The organism is Enterobacter wuhouensis, assembly GCF_035835995.1.
Classification (GTDB): Bacteria; Pseudomonadota; Gammaproteobacteria; order Enterobacterales; family Enterobacteriaceae; genus Enterobacter; species Enterobacter wuhouensis.
In genome coordinates this window covers 554,689-569,114 of record NZ_CP142124.1, presented here as the reverse complement: position 1 = coordinate 569,114, position 14,426 = coordinate 554,689, and the positions used below count along the sequence as shown (strand labels likewise).

Here is a 14,426-nt window from a genome sequence, read left to right as displayed (position 1 = left end):
TTTTCTGCCCAACCTGCCCTTTTCCCTCTCCCCTCTGGGGAGAGGGAAAAGGGTGAGGGGTGAGGAACTTAGTAGCCCATATTTTTCTTCTTCTCTAACTCTTCTTTCGCCGTATCCGGCAGGTAGAGCGTGGACTTGGTGACCGTCACCTTCTCAGGCATCGTGCCGTCTTTCTTGAATTTTTCCAGCGCGTCGAATGCCGGGCCGGCCATGTTCGGCGTCAACTCGACGCTGGCGTTGGCTTCGCCGTCGATCATCGCTTTGTAGATGTCAGGCACGCCGTCGATAGAGCCGGTGAGGATATCTTTGCCCGGCTTCAGGCCCGCTTCCTTAATGGCCTGAATGGCCCCGATCGCCATGTCGTCGTTGTGGGCGTAAACCATGCAGATGTTCTTGCCGTTGTTTTCAGCCTTGATAAAGCTTTCCATGACCTCTTTGCCCTTGCTGCGCGTAAAATCGCCGGACTGGGAGCGGATAATCTTGATGTTTGGCGCTTTGCCGATAGCCTCAGCGAAGCCTTTCTTACGGTCAATCGCCACGCTCGCGCCGACGGTGCCCTGAAGCTCAACGACGTTACACGGCTTGCCGTCGACCTGTTTTATCAGCCAGTCGCCAATCAGCTTGCCTTCAAGCACGTTGTTGGCGGTGACGGTGGTCATATAGAGAGATTTGTCTTTCACATCGATGGAACGATCGAGCAGGAAGACCGGAATTTCTGCGTCTTTCGCTTCCTTCAGCACCGGTTCCCAGCCCGTTGCCACGACCGGCGCAATGAAGATGGCGTCCACGCCCTGGGCAATAAAGGATCGTACCGCCTTGATTTGGTTCTCTTGTTTTTGCTGACCATCAGCAATTTTCAGCGTGATACCGCGTTTCTCGGCCTCGCTTTTCGCAAAGTTGGTTTCCGCCGCGCGCCAGCCGGATTCAGATCCGACCTGCGAGAATCCTACGGTTAAGGGTGCGGCCATCGCCATAGACGACATGGCTGCCGAAACTGCTGTGACAAGAAGTAAGCGCTTCCACATATGAACGTCCTCGTAGGGGTGTTTATCGTTGGTTAAAAGGTGTTCTGCGAAATGACTATAGCCAATGATATATGTAACGAATTGCGTTACATCACACTTCAGAAAAGTGAATGAAACGTTAATCACAAGTTTGTAATCGCTTTCATTTCAGCATTTAAAATGCAGCTGAGTTTATGGATTTTCCTGCCATGGAAACGGTCTGAAAAGTGAGACAAACGAGGCGAGAGGGCAAAAACAGGCGGAGACATTCAGCGCCAGTTGGCTATAATACCTGCCACTTGTTTACCATCCATTTTAAAGGACACAGACATGAGCTTACTCAACGTCCCTGCGGGTAAAGAACTGCCAGAAGACATCTACGTTGTTATCGAAATCCCGGCTAACGCAGATCCTATCAAATACGAAGTGGACAAAGAGAGCGGCGCCCTGTTCGTAGACCGTTTCATGTCTACCGCGATGTTCTATCCGTGCAACTACGGCTACATCAACCACACCCTGTCTCTGGACGGTGACCCGGTTGACGTGCTGGTCCCAACGCCATACCCGCTGGAGCCAGGCTCCGTCATTCGCTGCCGTCCGGTTGGCGTGCTGAAAATGACCGACGAATCCGGTGAAGATGCGAAGCTGGTTGCGGTACCGCACACCAAGCTGAGCAAAGAGTACGATCACATCAAAGATGTGAACGACCTGCCAGAGCTGCTGAAAGCGCAGATCACTCACTTCTTCGAGCACTACAAAGACCTCGAAAAAGGCAAGTGGGTTAAGGTTGACGGCTGGGACAACGCTGAAGCTGCGAAAGCAGAAATCATCGCGTCCTTCGAGCGCGCGGCTAAGAAGTAATTCTGACTGCCGATCCAAAAAAGCCCCGCGAGTCGGGGCTTTTTTGTGGCTGGAGAGTTTCGCGCAGCGCCAGCCTGCAAGAGGCGCAAAAAAACAACGCCACCTTTCGGTGGCGTTGTTTTTATCAGTACTGGTCTCTGTCTAACCAGTTACCGCTTTCAATCCGCGTTAACCCATCGACCGGACGCTGGTACACGTACATCCACGCACTTCCGTACGGCGTCTGGATCAACTGGCGTGCGTATTCACCGCCCCTGGTGCGCAAGGCATCAAGTTCGGCAAGCGTAGCATTATCAATACGATAAACCTCACCCTGTACCGTTCCTTCCCCCGGAACCGCGCCTGGATAGTGGCCCAGACTGTACAACTGGTAGTTATCGATATTGTAATTCCCCAGCAGCAAGGCATTGGTCATCCAGTGACTGTTGCCCTGCTTGGTTCGTAAACTGCCGTAAACAAATATTCGCATTGCTAAAACTCAAACTGATAGAGCAGATCAAGTGCCTGATCTATGCCAGACACTGCTTCCAGATATAGCTTGGGCATCAGGCGATAGCGTAACGTGAGTGTTGCCAGTGAGTCAAAGATCCCCACGCCATATTTTACCTGCAGACCCGGCAGTACGTAGCCGCTGACCACCACCTGCGAGGAGTCACCCACGCCCTGGGTGTCCAGCGCCAGATTGCTTACGCCGAACGTCTCGCCGATTTTACCCACAACCTGACCACTTTGTGCAACCCCCAGGCCGACTAACATTGACGTCATCGCCGCACTGTCGCTTTGACCGCTCTCCAGGCCTTGTCCACGCAGCAGGTAAGAAAGTGCCTCCTGCTGCGACATCGCCGGGTCGGAGAAGATTTCCGCCTTCGGCTCGTCGGCAGAGCCGGTCACGCGCACGCCGGCAATCACGTCGTCTTCGGTCGCATCCGGGTTACGAATCGCTTCGATGTTCAACAAAGGCTGATCCGGCGGGCCAGAGAACAGCAGCTCACCCTTACGCACAATCAGATCCTGACCATAGGCGTGGAAACGCCCCTCAGGAATATTGATCTGCCCGTTCAGGCCAAGCCCTTGTTTATCCTGGGCCACTTTCAGATCGCCCGTCAGCCTCGCCTTCAGCCCAAACGCATCCAACCGCACGTTATTCCCCACGTGCACGATAAGATTACTATTGATCGGTATGCCCGCGCTCTTCTCCTCGACAGGTTTCAGATTATCACTGAGCATAACTTCATCACTGGAGACGCCAACCGCGCTTTCCGGCACGTCGTGAACCACGATACGCGCCCAGGGAACGTCGACGCGTCCATCCAGGGTGAAGAGGCTTGGCGTCGCGACGAAGACCACATCAGGCGAGACGTCCAGGCGCACCATCGGCGGAACGGTAATACGCACCCGGCTGCCCTTCGCCGCGATACGGGCACGCCAGTTATCAAGCTGGCTCCAGTCGGCGTCACCGCTCAGGTTGATCTGCCCCTGCTGGGTCAGCACCGATCCGCTGAGCGTCGAGCTCATGCCGTTGAAGTTCATTGCAATCTGGCTCGGCTGCATATCAAACGGCATAAAGTTACCGTCGATATCCACGCCGTTTAGCTGCATCTGGCCAAACAGCTGCGGGCTTTGCGCACTGCCGGCCAGGCGCAGGTTTGCATTGAGCATCCCGGCGGCTTTTTCCCCGCGAGAAAAAATTGGGTTTACCATCGCGAGGTTGAAGTTACGGACATTGACGTTGCCGCCCAGATTGCGTCGACCCTGCGGATCGGTAATCTGCACCTGCCCGTCAAACTGGCCGTTGTTGGTCAGGCGGATAAGCCACTCCAGCTGCGCACGGTTATTGTGCAGGTCGGCGCTCAGGTTCAGGGTGTCGAAAGCGACCGGCAGCGGCGCATCATTGACCGTCTGCGTCACCTTCACGTTACGCCCGGAAAGCGTGACGCTCCCCTGAGGCAGCCCCTCTTTGGTGGTGTCCCACGCCACGTCCGCTTTTCCACTGAACACGCCGCTGGCCTGGGTGGTATCCGGCATAAACGGTTTCAGCATCGCCAGATCGAAGCGGTTGAGATTGATCTGCGCGCGCCCTTCCGCGCCCGCATCAATGGTTTGCGGTACGCACAGCTCGGCGTTCGGGTTGGTCCAGCAGTGTGGCCCAATGCTGATCTTCTGCTCGGCGTTGCGGTAGTCCAGCGCGATGGAGCGCGACAGAGCCAGCGGCCCGACCGGTGTATTGAAACGCGTATTATCCAGCGTCCCTTTCCAGCGTTCTTCCTTGCGGTCGAAGCTGCCTGTCAGGTGCAGCTGGCCGGAGACCGGTTCGCCCTGCACGCGCAGCTGGAGATCGTGCTGCTTCTCGTTCCCTTTGGCGTCCAGGGTGACCAGATTAATGTTCACGTCCGGCTGAGAAATGCGCTCCACGCGCAGGTTCAGGTTACCGCCAATCTGATCGGTGGATTTCACATCCCCTTCTACGCGAACGCGGGCCACGCTCAGCTCCTGCCAGCGCAGGTTATTGGCGGTAATGTCCGCCAGCAGCTGCGGCGCCTCCACGGTACCGCGCACCTTCACCAGCCCTTTCGCCGTACCGCCAAGTCCAGGCAGGGCGTTGTCCAGATTCGGCGCGTCGATGGTGGCGTCCAGATCGAGATCCTTCACCCCCAGCTCGCCTTTGATGTCCGCCGTGTTGCGGCCCAGCGCCACGTGCAGACCCGGGATCACCCACTGCAGGTAGCTGTTGCCCTTAACGGAACCTTCAACGTTGACCTTATTCTGCTTCACGTTACCGGTGAGCTTGATTTCCGGCACGTCCATCTGCCACGTGCCGCCGTACAGGCTGCCGCGCGTTTTGATCAGGCCGTCCAGCTTCGACGGCCAGTCCGGCACCTCTTTGGCGGTGTTGATGCCCGTCAACTTCAGCTCGCCGCGCCAGCTGATCGCCTGCTGCCAGTCGAGCAGCGCGGTCAGCTCGGTTTTCCCTTCCAGTGCCGCGACGGTCAGCTTATCAAGGTTAACCTGCTGTTCATTCCCCTTCGCGTCCAGCGTGATGTTCGCGGGCGGCACGCCCTGCCCCTTCACCGCCGTGCGGAACGACAGGGTGTAATCGGTCATCTTGCCGCTCAGCTTCAGCTTCAGGTCATCGGCCTGGAACTGTTTTTCGCCGGTGAACGGCCAGTAAAGCTGCTGGCTGACAATCTCCAGATTGATCGGTAAACCGGCTTCCGCCAGCTGGGTTTGCCCCCGCAGGACCATATCCACCGGGCCGGAGAGATTCACGCCAAACTCGAGCTTATCGCGCAGCGCGCCGCCAACCTTCACCTTCACCTTTTCGCCTTTCAGCGGATCGATGTTGAGCGCGCTGTTGAGCGTAATGTCCACCGGCCAGTTATCCCGCAGCAGGGCATTCCCCGACGCGTTAACCGAGCCCTGATTGGTGTCGATATCCAGCGCGTCGAGCTTCATGTTGCCGTCAATGCTGCTCACCTTAAGCAGCATGTTGAAGACCGTCAGATCGGTATCGCCGGTCAGTCGAAGCTGCTCACCTTTAAACTCTTCAATGTTGAGGTTCAGCGGCAGATGAACGTCGGTCATCTCGGGCAGGACGGGCTTCGAGAAGAGGTCTTTCAGCGTTTCGCCCAGCGGCTTCTCTTCCGGCTGCGGGTTCTGGATCTTCGGCTCGACGATCTCTTCCTGCGCCACGTCGGCCACTTTTGGCAAGGCAATCAGCAGCCCCTGCAGGGAGGTTGGCGTCAGGGTGAGGTTTTTCTCCTGCCAGCGCAGGCCGGAGGTGAAATCCATTACCGATACGGTGGTGTCGTCGATCTTGATATTGACGTTATCCAGCGCCACCCGATAGAGCGCAATCGGGTACGGCGTTGAGAGGTTCAGCGGGCCGCTATCCTCTTCTTCGACAGGCGCCGACTTGGGCATTTTTTTCGAATCTATCGCCACGTTGACATCTTTTAGCGAGAGATCGTTAACGCAGAGCTTGCTGTCTTTGAGGCAGCCGAGCTTCACCGCCAGGTGGAACTCCCCTGCGTTCACCGCCACGCCGGGCTGTTCATAACGAATGTTTTTGAGGCGCAGATCGCGCCAGCCGCCCGTCACCTGACCAATTTCCAGACCCGGTACCCAGCGGTTAGCCGCGTTAAACAGCAAATGCAGACCGGTCGTCGTGCCGACCAGAAACGCCACCGTGCCGAGCAGCAGCACGATGAATATCAACACGCCGAGGCTTATCTTCTTCCATAAACTCATAATTCAGGCCCCAGACCGATGTAAAACTGTAATCCGTGTTCGTCTTTGTCGCCCACCGGGACGGCGAAGTCGAGCTTGATCGGCCCGACGGGCGACTGCCAGCGCACGCCGACGCCCGCGCCGGTTTTGAAATCGCTGCGGCGGATATCATTCACCGCCTCGCCGCCGTCGACAAACATTGCGCCCCACCATTTTCCGCTGACGTTGTACTGATACTCCAGCGAGCCGGTCGCCAGCTTGGACGCACCGGTCAGCTGGCCTTTGCTATTTTCCGGCGAGATGGATTTGTACTTATACCCGCGAATGCTGCGGTCGCCGCCGGCGAAGAAACGCAGGTCCGGCGGAACGCGTTCGAAATCGCCGGTTTCAATCCAGCCGAGGTTGCCGCGCATCACGAAGCGGTGTTTGTCATACAGCGTCCGGATCCAGACGTTTTGCGCCTGAACGACGGAGAAATCCACGTCTGAGCCCCAGGCGGAGTTGGAATAGTCGATGGAGTACCGCTGCGAGTCGCCCCAGACGGGCATCAGCCCTCCGCGCGAGCGGGTACGGCTAATCATCACGCCCGGATAAAGCAGCATGGTGGTGTTGGTGACGTTTGCCTGGGTAAAGTGGTCAAGGCTCCAGCGCAGGTTGATGGCGCGCTGCCAGCCGCTGGAGAGGTCCCAGAATCGCGACACGGCGAGCGTGGTGGAATCCTGCTCGGTGTCGTTCAGGTCGGTGCGCTTAAAGCCCCCCTGCAGCAGGTAATACTGTTCCAGCGGGTTTTTCAGCAGCGGCATTTTGTAGCTGAAGTCGAGCTGCTGTTCCGGCGCGGAGATGCTGGCGCTGGTGGTCAGGCTGTGGCCATAGGAGTTCATCCACGGTTTTTTCCACGTCGCCTTCACGCGCGGGCCTACGTCCGTCGAATAGCCAACCCCGGTCTCAATCGTGTTCTCGGTGCGCGGCGAAACAACGCCGTGCAGCGGCAACACCTTGGTTTTGCGCGCGTGATCGAACTCCGGCGCGACAACAACCGAGTTAAACCAGCCGGTCGCCGACAGGCGGCGGTTCAGCTCGCCCAGATCGCTCGACTGGTAGTAATCGCCTTTTTTGAACGGCACCAGGTTCTGCAGATACTCTTCGCGGATTTGCGAGCCTTCAAAGGTGACATCGCCAAAGCGATAGCGCTCGCCGCTGTCGAAATCGATATCCCAGAACGCCTGACGTCGGCCTAATGCAACGCCAAGCTGGCTTTTGTTGAACTGGCTGTCGAAATAGCCCTTGCGCAGCGACACGCTGGTGAGCGATTTTTTGAAGTGGTCGTAATCACCGTGGTTCAGCACGGTGCCCACCTTCGGGCGCTCGCTGAGCAGATCCAGATAATCCCGGTCGGTGCGCGCGCCGCCGCGCAGCACCACGTTGGTGCCGCCAATCAATACCGGCTCCCCCGGCGAGACGCGGGCAATCAGCACCTGCCGCCCTTTGGCCGGAGGTGGACGTAAATCGAAATCAATGGTGGGTTCGTAATACCCCAGCGCTTTTAGCCCTTCACGGATCGCGTCATCTACGCGCGCGCGAAAACGCCGATCCGGTGTGACTTCATCGCTCTGGATCGTCGACAGCTGCGCGCGCACGTTTTTTTCCAGCGCCCCGGATAACCCCTCAACCTGCAAACGGACATTCGCCGCGCTGGCAATCCCGCTTGTCAGCAATACGCTGACTAGACATAACTGGCGGATTTTTGTCACGTTTTCTCCTGAATATCCCTGTTTCCACCCTGGAAGCAAATGAAGTGCCGCTCCGCGGCTCAATACGGCCTGTTAGCCAAAAACCCAATTCGCGGGTTGAAAAAGGGTGTAACACCCAAATATTTCTTATGATTAAATCTAGTCTCATTCAGCGCATTTATTGTGTTCAATTAAACGCGTCGTGACAACCTTAACCGAAACATCGCTACCCGGGAGGCCCCACCGTGAGTTTATTCGACAAAAAGCATCTGGTTTCGCAAGCCGATGCGTTACCGGGACGCAATACCCCTATGCCAGTGGCAACGTTACACGCCGTAAACAACCATTCAATGACAAACGTTCCTGATGGAATGGAGATTGCCCTGTTCGCGATGGGCTGCTTCTGGGGCGTCGAGCGGCTCTACTGGCAGCTGCCGGGCGTTTACAGTACCGCCGCAGGTTACACCGGTGGCTATACGCCAAACCCAACCTACCGCGAAGTGTGCTCCGGCGAAACCGGCCACGCTGAAGCCGTGCGCGTGGTGTACGATCCTGCCATCATCAGCTACGAACAGCTGCTGCAGGTCTTCTGGGAAAACCACGACCCGGCCCAGGGCATGCGTCAGGGCAACGATCGCGGCACCCAGTATCGCTCTGCAATCTATCCGCTCACGCCTGAGCAGGACAGCGCAGCGCGCGCCAGCCTGGAGCGATTCCAGAAGGCCATGCGTGACGCCGGCGATACGCGTGAGGTAACAACGGAAATCGCCACCGCGAAGCCGTTTTACTATGCCGAAGACGATCACCAGCAGTACCTGCACAAAAACCCGTACGGCTACTGCGGCATCGGGGGCATCGGCGTGTGTCTGCCGCCACAGCTGGCCTGATTACTGGTCTAGCGCCACGCGAGCCGCGTGGCGCGTGGCATTACTCACCGAACCATAATCCATCACTTTCCCCTGCAGCAGCAGGTTATAGACCGGAGCCTGGGGTCGATTGAGCCGCGTTTGCAGCAGTTGAACGGCCTCAATACCCAGATCCCGGCAGGGCACGGTTACGCCCGTCACCGGTTTTTCCAGGCGGTGCTCCAGATTCCACGCAAAATCGGTCGTGATAAGCGAGATATCCTCCGGGACGCGCAGCCCGTGCCGCTGCAATGCCCGAAGCACGCCTTCCGTCATGCTGGTGCTGTTGGGGAAAATCACCTCTGGCCATTGTGAACGGTCATGGCGCATCAGCCACTCATCCAGCGCCCGCTCGGCCTCTTCTGCCGTAAACCACTCCGTCACCAGTAAATCGCGCTGCGGGTCAAAGGCGACGTGGAAATGACGATACGCCTCTTTGATGCCGTCGAGTCTGGCATAGAGCGTATCACGGCGCAGGCAGGTCAGCGTGAGCACCCGCCGGTGCCCCTGCTCGAAAAGATATTGCATGGTGGTAAAGCCAATCGCGCGGTGATCCGGCGAAACGGAATCCAGCACCCGATCCCTGTCGACGGAATTAATTAATACGCAGGGTTTATTAAGCGTACTGGCCAGTTTAAAAATGGTGGAATCATCCGTGCCAATGATAATTATCGCGTTAATATTTTTATGGCTGGCCTTTTCGAGAAATAATTTTACATCGGCGTGTTGTTCTTCCAGCCCGCAATAACTGACCCACACATTGTGCGGCGCGCTGGCTTCGGCGATCCCTTTAGTCACTTCCAGATAAAAAATATCGCCGCGCCCCTGAAAGGTTCTTTCCGGGGCAAAAACAGCGATACCGTTAATCAGCAGCCGCCCGCTCGCCATCGACTCAAGCACGCCGAGCTCGCGCGCGGTGCGGACAATCGCGTCGCGCGCCTTATCGCTGGTGTAAGACTTGCCGCTGAGCACTCTGGAAACCGTACTGACCGAGTACCCCGTCAGGGACGCGATCTCCTCCATTTTTAACCTGCCAGCCATAGTGTGACCTCGCTCCCAATCAGTTTTTGCAAATATTTGCAGAAACAGCGCTTTGATTTTAAAACCAAATTTCAGAAACGTTAGAGTTTACTTATTGACCTTGCGAGTATTCTCACAAAAACACATTGTCGCTACGGTCCGCCTTTCTTATTTTCCGGTCATCACTCTTTTCGACTGAAATTAAGGTGTGACATGGAGAAGGTACGTTTTGGCATTATTGGTATAGGTAATATCGGTACGGTCCACGCGCGCTATTTGCTGGCAGGTACCGTCAGCGACGCCTGCCTGACTGCGGTTTGCGATCATGCTCCGGAAAAACATCCGGCCATTCGCCAGCTGGTGGGCGCCATCCCGCTGTTCAGCGACGCGCAGGAGATGCTCCAGAGCGGGCTTATCGACGCGGTCATCGTCGCGACCCCGCACTACGAGCACCCGCGCCTGTCGATGCTGGCCATGCGCAACGGCATTCATACCCTGTGCGAGAAACCGGCGGGCGTGTATACGGCGCAGGTGCAGGAGATGAATGCCTGCGCGCACGAGTGCGACGTGGTGTTCGGCATCATGTACAACCAGCGCCCTAACCCGCTCTATCAGAAGGTTAAAGATCTGATCGACAGCGGCGAGCTGGGTGAAATCCGCCGTTCAAACTGGATCATCACCAACTGGTATCGCTCGCAGAGCTATTACAACTCCGGCGGCTGGCGCGCCACCTGGAAGGGCGAAGGCGGCGGCGTGCTGCTCAACCAGGACCCGCACCAGCTCGATCTCTGGCAGTGGCTGGTGGGTATGCCGGTACGCCTGCGCGCGTTTTGCCAGTTCGGTAAGCATCGCGATATCGAAGTGGAAGACGAGGTCACCGCCTACGCCGAATATGCCAACGGGGCCACCGGCGTGTTTATCACCACCGTCGCCGAAACGCCGGGGACCAACCGCCTGGAGATCGTGGGCGATCGCGGCAAGGTGGTCGTGGAAGAAGGGAAGCTGCGCTACTGGCGGCTGCGTGAATCCGAAACGGCGTTTAACGCCCGCTGGCAAAACGGTTTCGGCGAGCCGGAATGCTGGGAAGTCACCCTTCCCGTCGCGCCGGAATGCAGCGAGCACTACGTCATCACCGCCAACTTCTGTGCCGCCATCCTGCGCGGCGAGCCGCTGATCGCGCCCGGTCTGGAAGGCATTCGCGGCTTAACGCTTTCCAACGCCATGCACCTTTCCACCTGGACGGACGACTGGGTCGAACTGCCGCTCAACGAGAAACAGTATCTGCGCCTGCTCCAGCAGCGCATTAACACCTCAGTAGACAAAGAGGCCACCAGCGTCACGCTGGACGCCTCGGGCAGCTGGTAACCCGGGAGAATAATTGATGTTAAACGTCGCTATCGTGGGAACAGGGAATATCTCGCATAACCACATTCAGGGCTATTTGCAGTTCGGCCAGCGCTGCCGGATTGTCGCGCTGGTGGATATCTACCCCGAAAAGGCCGAAGAGAAAAAGGCACGCTACGGCCTGACGGAGGCGCGTGTTTATGCAAGCCACCAGCTGATGCTGGAATCAGAACGCAGCCTCGATATTGTCGATGTCTGCACGCCGCCCTACGTACATGCAGAAATCAGCATCGACGCACTTCGCGCCGGTTGCCACGTGCTGTGCGAAAAACCGATGGCCGCGTCGCTTGAGGAGTGCGACGCGATGATTGCCGCACAAAAAGCCAGCGGCAAAACGCTCGCCATCATCGCGCAAAACCGCTTTACCGATGCCTTCTGGCGCTTAAAGGCGGCGCTGGACTCCGGCCTCGCGGGCAAGATCTGCCACGCGCAGGTCGACTCCTTCTGGTGGCGCGGACACTGCTATTACGATCTGTGGTGGCGCGGCACCTGGGAAAAAGAGGGCGGCGGCTGCACGCTGAACCACGCGGTGCACCATATCGACGCTATTCAGTGGATGCTGGGCTTTCCGTCCGAGGTGGTGGCGATGATGACCAACGTGGCGCACGACAACGCCGAAGTAGAGGATCTCAGCGCCGCGATTTTCAAATACCCCAGCGGCGCGCTCACGCAGTTGACCGCCTCGGTTGTCCATCACGGCGAAGATCAGAAAATCATTATTCAGGGCGACAAAGCGCGTATTTCCGCGCCGTGGCAGGCGTTTGCCAGCGTCAGCGCCGATAACGGCTTTCCGCAGGAAACGAACGACCTGACGCGAGAAGCGCAGCTCAACGCCGTCTTCCATGAGACGCCGAAGCTCGCATGGACGCTGCACACGGGCCAGATCGACGACCTGCTCCAGAGCATTGAGCGCGACGCGGCCCCGCTGGTGGACGGCGTGCAGGGCAAGCGCTCGCTGGAGCTGATTACCGCGATTTACAAGTCATCCATCACCCGCAGCGTTGTCACCCTGCCAATTGGCCGTGACGATCCGTTTTACCGTACCGGCGGGACCAACGCCCTCGCCCCCCGTTTTTATGAGAAATCCGCAAGCGTCGCCAACTTCAGCGAAGTGGGCGCTATCCCTTTGGGCAAAGATCTGGATCGAGGAATTTAACCATGAACAAGAATGACGGAATGAACTACGCGCCGGTCGGCAAACCACAGCCCGTTGTGCGCGAGGGAGAGTTTGTCTTTGCCGCCGCCGCGCTCGACCACGGCCATATCTACGGCATGAGTAACGGCCTGATTGAAGCGGGCGCGACGCTCAAGTGGGTTTACGATCCCGACCCGGCGAAAGTGGATAAATTTATCCAGCAGTACCCGCAGGCAAACGTGGCGAAGTCGCTGGAGGTGATACTCAACGACGATGAGGTGCGTCTGGTCGCAGGGGCCGCTATCCCCTCCGAGCGCTGCGCGCTGGGGCTGAAAGCGATGGCCGCAGGCAAAGACTACTTTACCGACAAAGCGCCGCTCACCACGCTAGAACAGCTGGCCGATGCCAGGGCGATGGTCGAGAAAACCGGGAAGAAATACGCGGTCTACTACAGCGAACGCCTGCACGTGGAGAGCGCGGTCTTTGCCGGACAGCTGGTGCAGCAGGGCGCGATTGGTCGCGTAGTCCAAACCCTGGGCACCGGCCCGCACCGGGAAGGAACGGGCCGCCCGGACTGGTTCTACGATCGTCGCTACTTCGGCGGCATTCTGTGCGATATCGGCAGCCACCAGATTGAGCAATTTCTGTTTTACACCGGGAACAGCAACGCCACCGTGGTCGCCGGCCAGGCACGCAATTTCAACCATCCGCAGTATCCGGCATTTGAAGATTTCGGCGACGCAATGATTAAGGGCGAAAACGGTGCCAGCGGCTATTTCCGCTGCGACTGGTTCACGCCGGACGGGCTCTCTACCTGGGGCGATGGCCGCCTGACGCTGCTCGGCACCGAGGGGTATATCGAAATCCGCAAATACGTCGACCTCACCCGCGGCGAGCAGGACGTGGTTTACCTCGTCAACAAAGAGGGCGAGTTCCGCTATCCGGTGGCCGGACAGGTCGGGTTCCCGTTCTTTGGCGAGCTGATCCTCGACTGCCTGCACCGCACCGAAAACGCCATGACGCAGGCGCACGCCTTTAAGGCGGCGGAGCTGTGCGTGAAGGCGCAGATGCTCGCGAACGCGGCTGACTGACGGGAGGCGAAGATGACCATCCTGAACACGGCGATTATCGGCGGCGGGGCTATCCACGGCTGTCATGTGAATGCCCTGCGCCAGATCCCCAACGTCACGCTGCGCGCGCTGGTCGACACCGACAGCGTCAAAGGACTGAAGCTGGCGATGAACTATCAGTGCCGCTTTTATCAGGATTACCGGGAAATGCTGCTGGATGACAGCATCGACGTGGTGCACATCTGCACGCCCCACTTCGAGCACAAAAACATGATCCTGGCGGCGCTTGCCGCCGGAAAGAATGTGTTTTGCGAAAAGCCGGTGGGCATGAACGGGAGCGACATCATTGATATCACCCGTGCTGTTGAAGGTGCTTCGGGATTGCTTGGCGTCTGCTATCAAAACCGGCTCAACCCAACCAGCCTGCGGATCCTGCACGAATTACGCAACGGCGGGCTGGGCAAGATGTTGAGCATCAGGGCGGTGCTGACGTGGTCACGTTCAGGCGCTTACTACACCGACAGCGCCTGGCGCGGACGGCTGGCAACGGAGGGCGGCAGCCTGCTGATCAACCAGGCGATCCACACGCTAGACCTGATGCAGTGGTTCGCCGGTGGCGTCACGCGGCTGAAGGGCGTGGTCGACAGCGGCGAGCTGGCCGACGTCACCGAGGGAGAAGACAGCGCGATGGCGACGCTGCACTTTACTAACGGCGCGCGCGGGATCTTTTATGCCAGCAACTGCTACACCACCGACTCTCCGCTTTTACTGGAGATCCACTGCGAGCACGGCTCGCTGCTGCTTAACGACAATACGCTCTGGCGTGTTACCCCTGGCGAACGTTTTAAGCTGGAAAGCGACGCCGCCCCCGACGGCTCGGCCAAAAGCTACTGGGGGCTGGGACACCAGCAGGCGATCCGCCGCTTTTATCATGCCATCAATAACCCCGGGAACACGGATTACACCGATATCCGTGAAGCCGGAAAATCACTCACGCTTGTGGAGGCTATATATCGGTCATCTCAAATAAGACAGTGGATAGATATCAATAATTAGAACGTAATTTGAAT

Annotated in this window: 11 protein-coding genes; 6 read left to right on the top strand and 5 right to left on the bottom strand. The window is 57.9% G+C overall.

Annotated features, from left to right (window positions below):
* Positions 1–68: 68 nt before the first annotated feature.
* The gene (gene ytfQ, locus VPX56_RS02770; RefSeq protein WP_326469719.1) at positions 69–1,025 is read right to left on the bottom strand and encodes a galactofuranose ABC transporter substrate-binding protein YtfQ; all 957 of its coding nucleotides are present in this window, start codon (positions 1,023–1,025) and stop codon (positions 69–71) included.
* Between the two features lie 309 nt (positions 1,026–1,334).
* Between ytfQ and ppa the strand changes: the two genes are divergently transcribed.
* On the top strand, positions 1,335–1,865 hold the full coding sequence (ppa, locus tag VPX56_RS02765; protein ID WP_010427397.1) for an inorganic diphosphatase: 531 nt from the start codon (positions 1,335–1,337) through the stop codon (positions 1,863–1,865).
* A 124-nt stretch (positions 1,866–1,989) separates the two neighbouring features.
* Here the strand turns inward: ppa and VPX56_RS02760 are convergent, their stop codons facing one another.
* The 3 genes from VPX56_RS02760 to tamA are packed head-to-tail and all read right to left on the bottom strand — an operon-like array spanning position 1,990 to position 7,843.
* Positions 1,990–2,334: a gamma-glutamylcyclotransferase family protein gene (locus tag VPX56_RS02760; protein WP_131634158.1), complete on the bottom strand. Its 345-nt coding sequence runs from the start codon at positions 2,332–2,334 to the stop codon at positions 1,990–1,992.
* A 2-nt stretch (positions 2,335–2,336) separates the two neighbouring features.
* Positions 2,337–6,113: an autotransporter assembly complex protein TamB gene (gene tamB / locus VPX56_RS02755; RefSeq protein WP_131634159.1), complete on the bottom strand. Its 3,777-nt coding sequence runs from the start codon at positions 6,111–6,113 to the stop codon at positions 2,337–2,339.
* Complete coding sequence (gene tamA, locus VPX56_RS02750; RefSeq protein ID WP_131634160.1) at positions 6,110–7,843, bottom strand: autotransporter assembly complex protein TamA; 1,734 nt, start codon at positions 7,841–7,843, stop codon at positions 6,110–6,112. Before tamA ends, tamB begins: the two co-directional genes overlap by 4 nt.
* A gap of 224 nt (positions 7,844–8,067) precedes the next feature.
* Between tamA and msrA the strand changes: the two genes are divergently transcribed.
* Positions 8,068–8,709 (top strand): peptide-methionine (S)-S-oxide reductase MsrA, encoded by a 642-nt coding sequence (gene msrA / locus VPX56_RS02745; RefSeq protein ID WP_131634161.1) that lies wholly within the window; start codon positions 8,068–8,070, stop codon positions 8,707–8,709.
* Here the strand turns inward: msrA and VPX56_RS02740 are convergent, their stop codons facing one another.
* Complete coding sequence (locus VPX56_RS02740) at positions 8,710–9,768, bottom strand: LacI family DNA-binding transcriptional regulator (protein WP_131634162.1); 1,059 nt, start codon at positions 9,766–9,768, stop codon at positions 8,710–8,712. It lies immediately after the preceding gene.
* Positions 9,769–9,960: 192 nt separating this feature from the next.
* Here VPX56_RS02740 and VPX56_RS02735 point away from each other — a divergent pair, with 192 nt between their 5' ends.
* Genes VPX56_RS02735 through VPX56_RS02720 form a run of 4 tightly spaced genes read left to right on the top strand, consistent with a single transcriptional unit; the run spans position 9,961 to position 14,412 of the window.
* A complete protein-coding gene (locus VPX56_RS02735; protein ID WP_326469713.1) occupies positions 9,961–11,112 on the top strand; it encodes a Gfo/Idh/MocA family protein in 1,152 nt (383 codons plus the stop codon).
* A gap of 16 nt (positions 11,113–11,128) precedes the next feature.
* Positions 11,129–12,307, top strand: a complete 1,179-nt coding sequence (locus VPX56_RS02730; RefSeq protein ID WP_131634164.1) for a Gfo/Idh/MocA family protein — start codon at positions 11,129–11,131, stop codon at positions 12,305–12,307.
* A 2-nt stretch (positions 12,308–12,309) separates the two neighbouring features.
* Complete coding sequence (locus VPX56_RS02725) at positions 12,310–13,377, top strand: Gfo/Idh/MocA family protein (protein WP_131634165.1); 1,068 nt, start codon at positions 12,310–12,312, stop codon at positions 13,375–13,377.
* A 12-nt stretch (positions 13,378–13,389) separates the two neighbouring features.
* Positions 13,390–14,412: a Gfo/Idh/MocA family protein gene (locus VPX56_RS02720; protein ID WP_326469710.1), complete on the top strand. Its 1,023-nt coding sequence runs from the start codon at positions 13,390–13,392 to the stop codon at positions 14,410–14,412.
* Positions 14,413–14,426 lie beyond the last annotated feature (14 nt).

Excerpts from the sequence above, each read along its gene's own strand:
- VPX56_RS02720 (WP_326469710.1), top strand. The coding sequence starts at position 13,390 with ATGACCATCCTGAACACGGCGATTATCGGCGGCGGGGCTATCCACGGC.
- tamB (WP_131634159.1), bottom strand. The coding sequence starts at position 6,113 with ATGAGTTTATGGAAGAAGATAAGCCTCGGCGTGTTGATATTCATCGTG.
- ytfQ (WP_326469719.1), bottom strand. The coding sequence starts at position 1,025 with ATGTGGAAGCGCTTACTTCTTGTCACAGCAGTTTCGGCAGCCATGTCG.
- VPX56_RS02725 (WP_131634165.1), top strand. The coding sequence starts at position 12,310 with ATGAACAAGAATGACGGAATGAACTACGCGCCGGTCGGCAAACCACAG.
- VPX56_RS02740 (WP_131634162.1), bottom strand. The coding sequence starts at position 9,768 with ATGGCTGGCAGGTTAAAAATGGAGGAGATCGCGTCCCTGACGGGGTAC.
- VPX56_RS02735 (WP_326469713.1), top strand. The coding sequence starts at position 9,961 with ATGGAGAAGGTACGTTTTGGCATTATTGGTATAGGTAATATCGGTACG.
- ppa (WP_010427397.1), top strand. The coding sequence starts at position 1,335 with ATGAGCTTACTCAACGTCCCTGCGGGTAAAGAACTGCCAGAAGACATC.
- VPX56_RS02730 (WP_131634164.1), top strand. The coding sequence starts at position 11,129 with ATGTTAAACGTCGCTATCGTGGGAACAGGGAATATCTCGCATAACCAC.
- VPX56_RS02760 (WP_131634158.1), bottom strand. The coding sequence starts at position 2,334 with ATGCGAATATTTGTTTACGGCAGTTTACGAACCAAGCAGGGCAACAGT.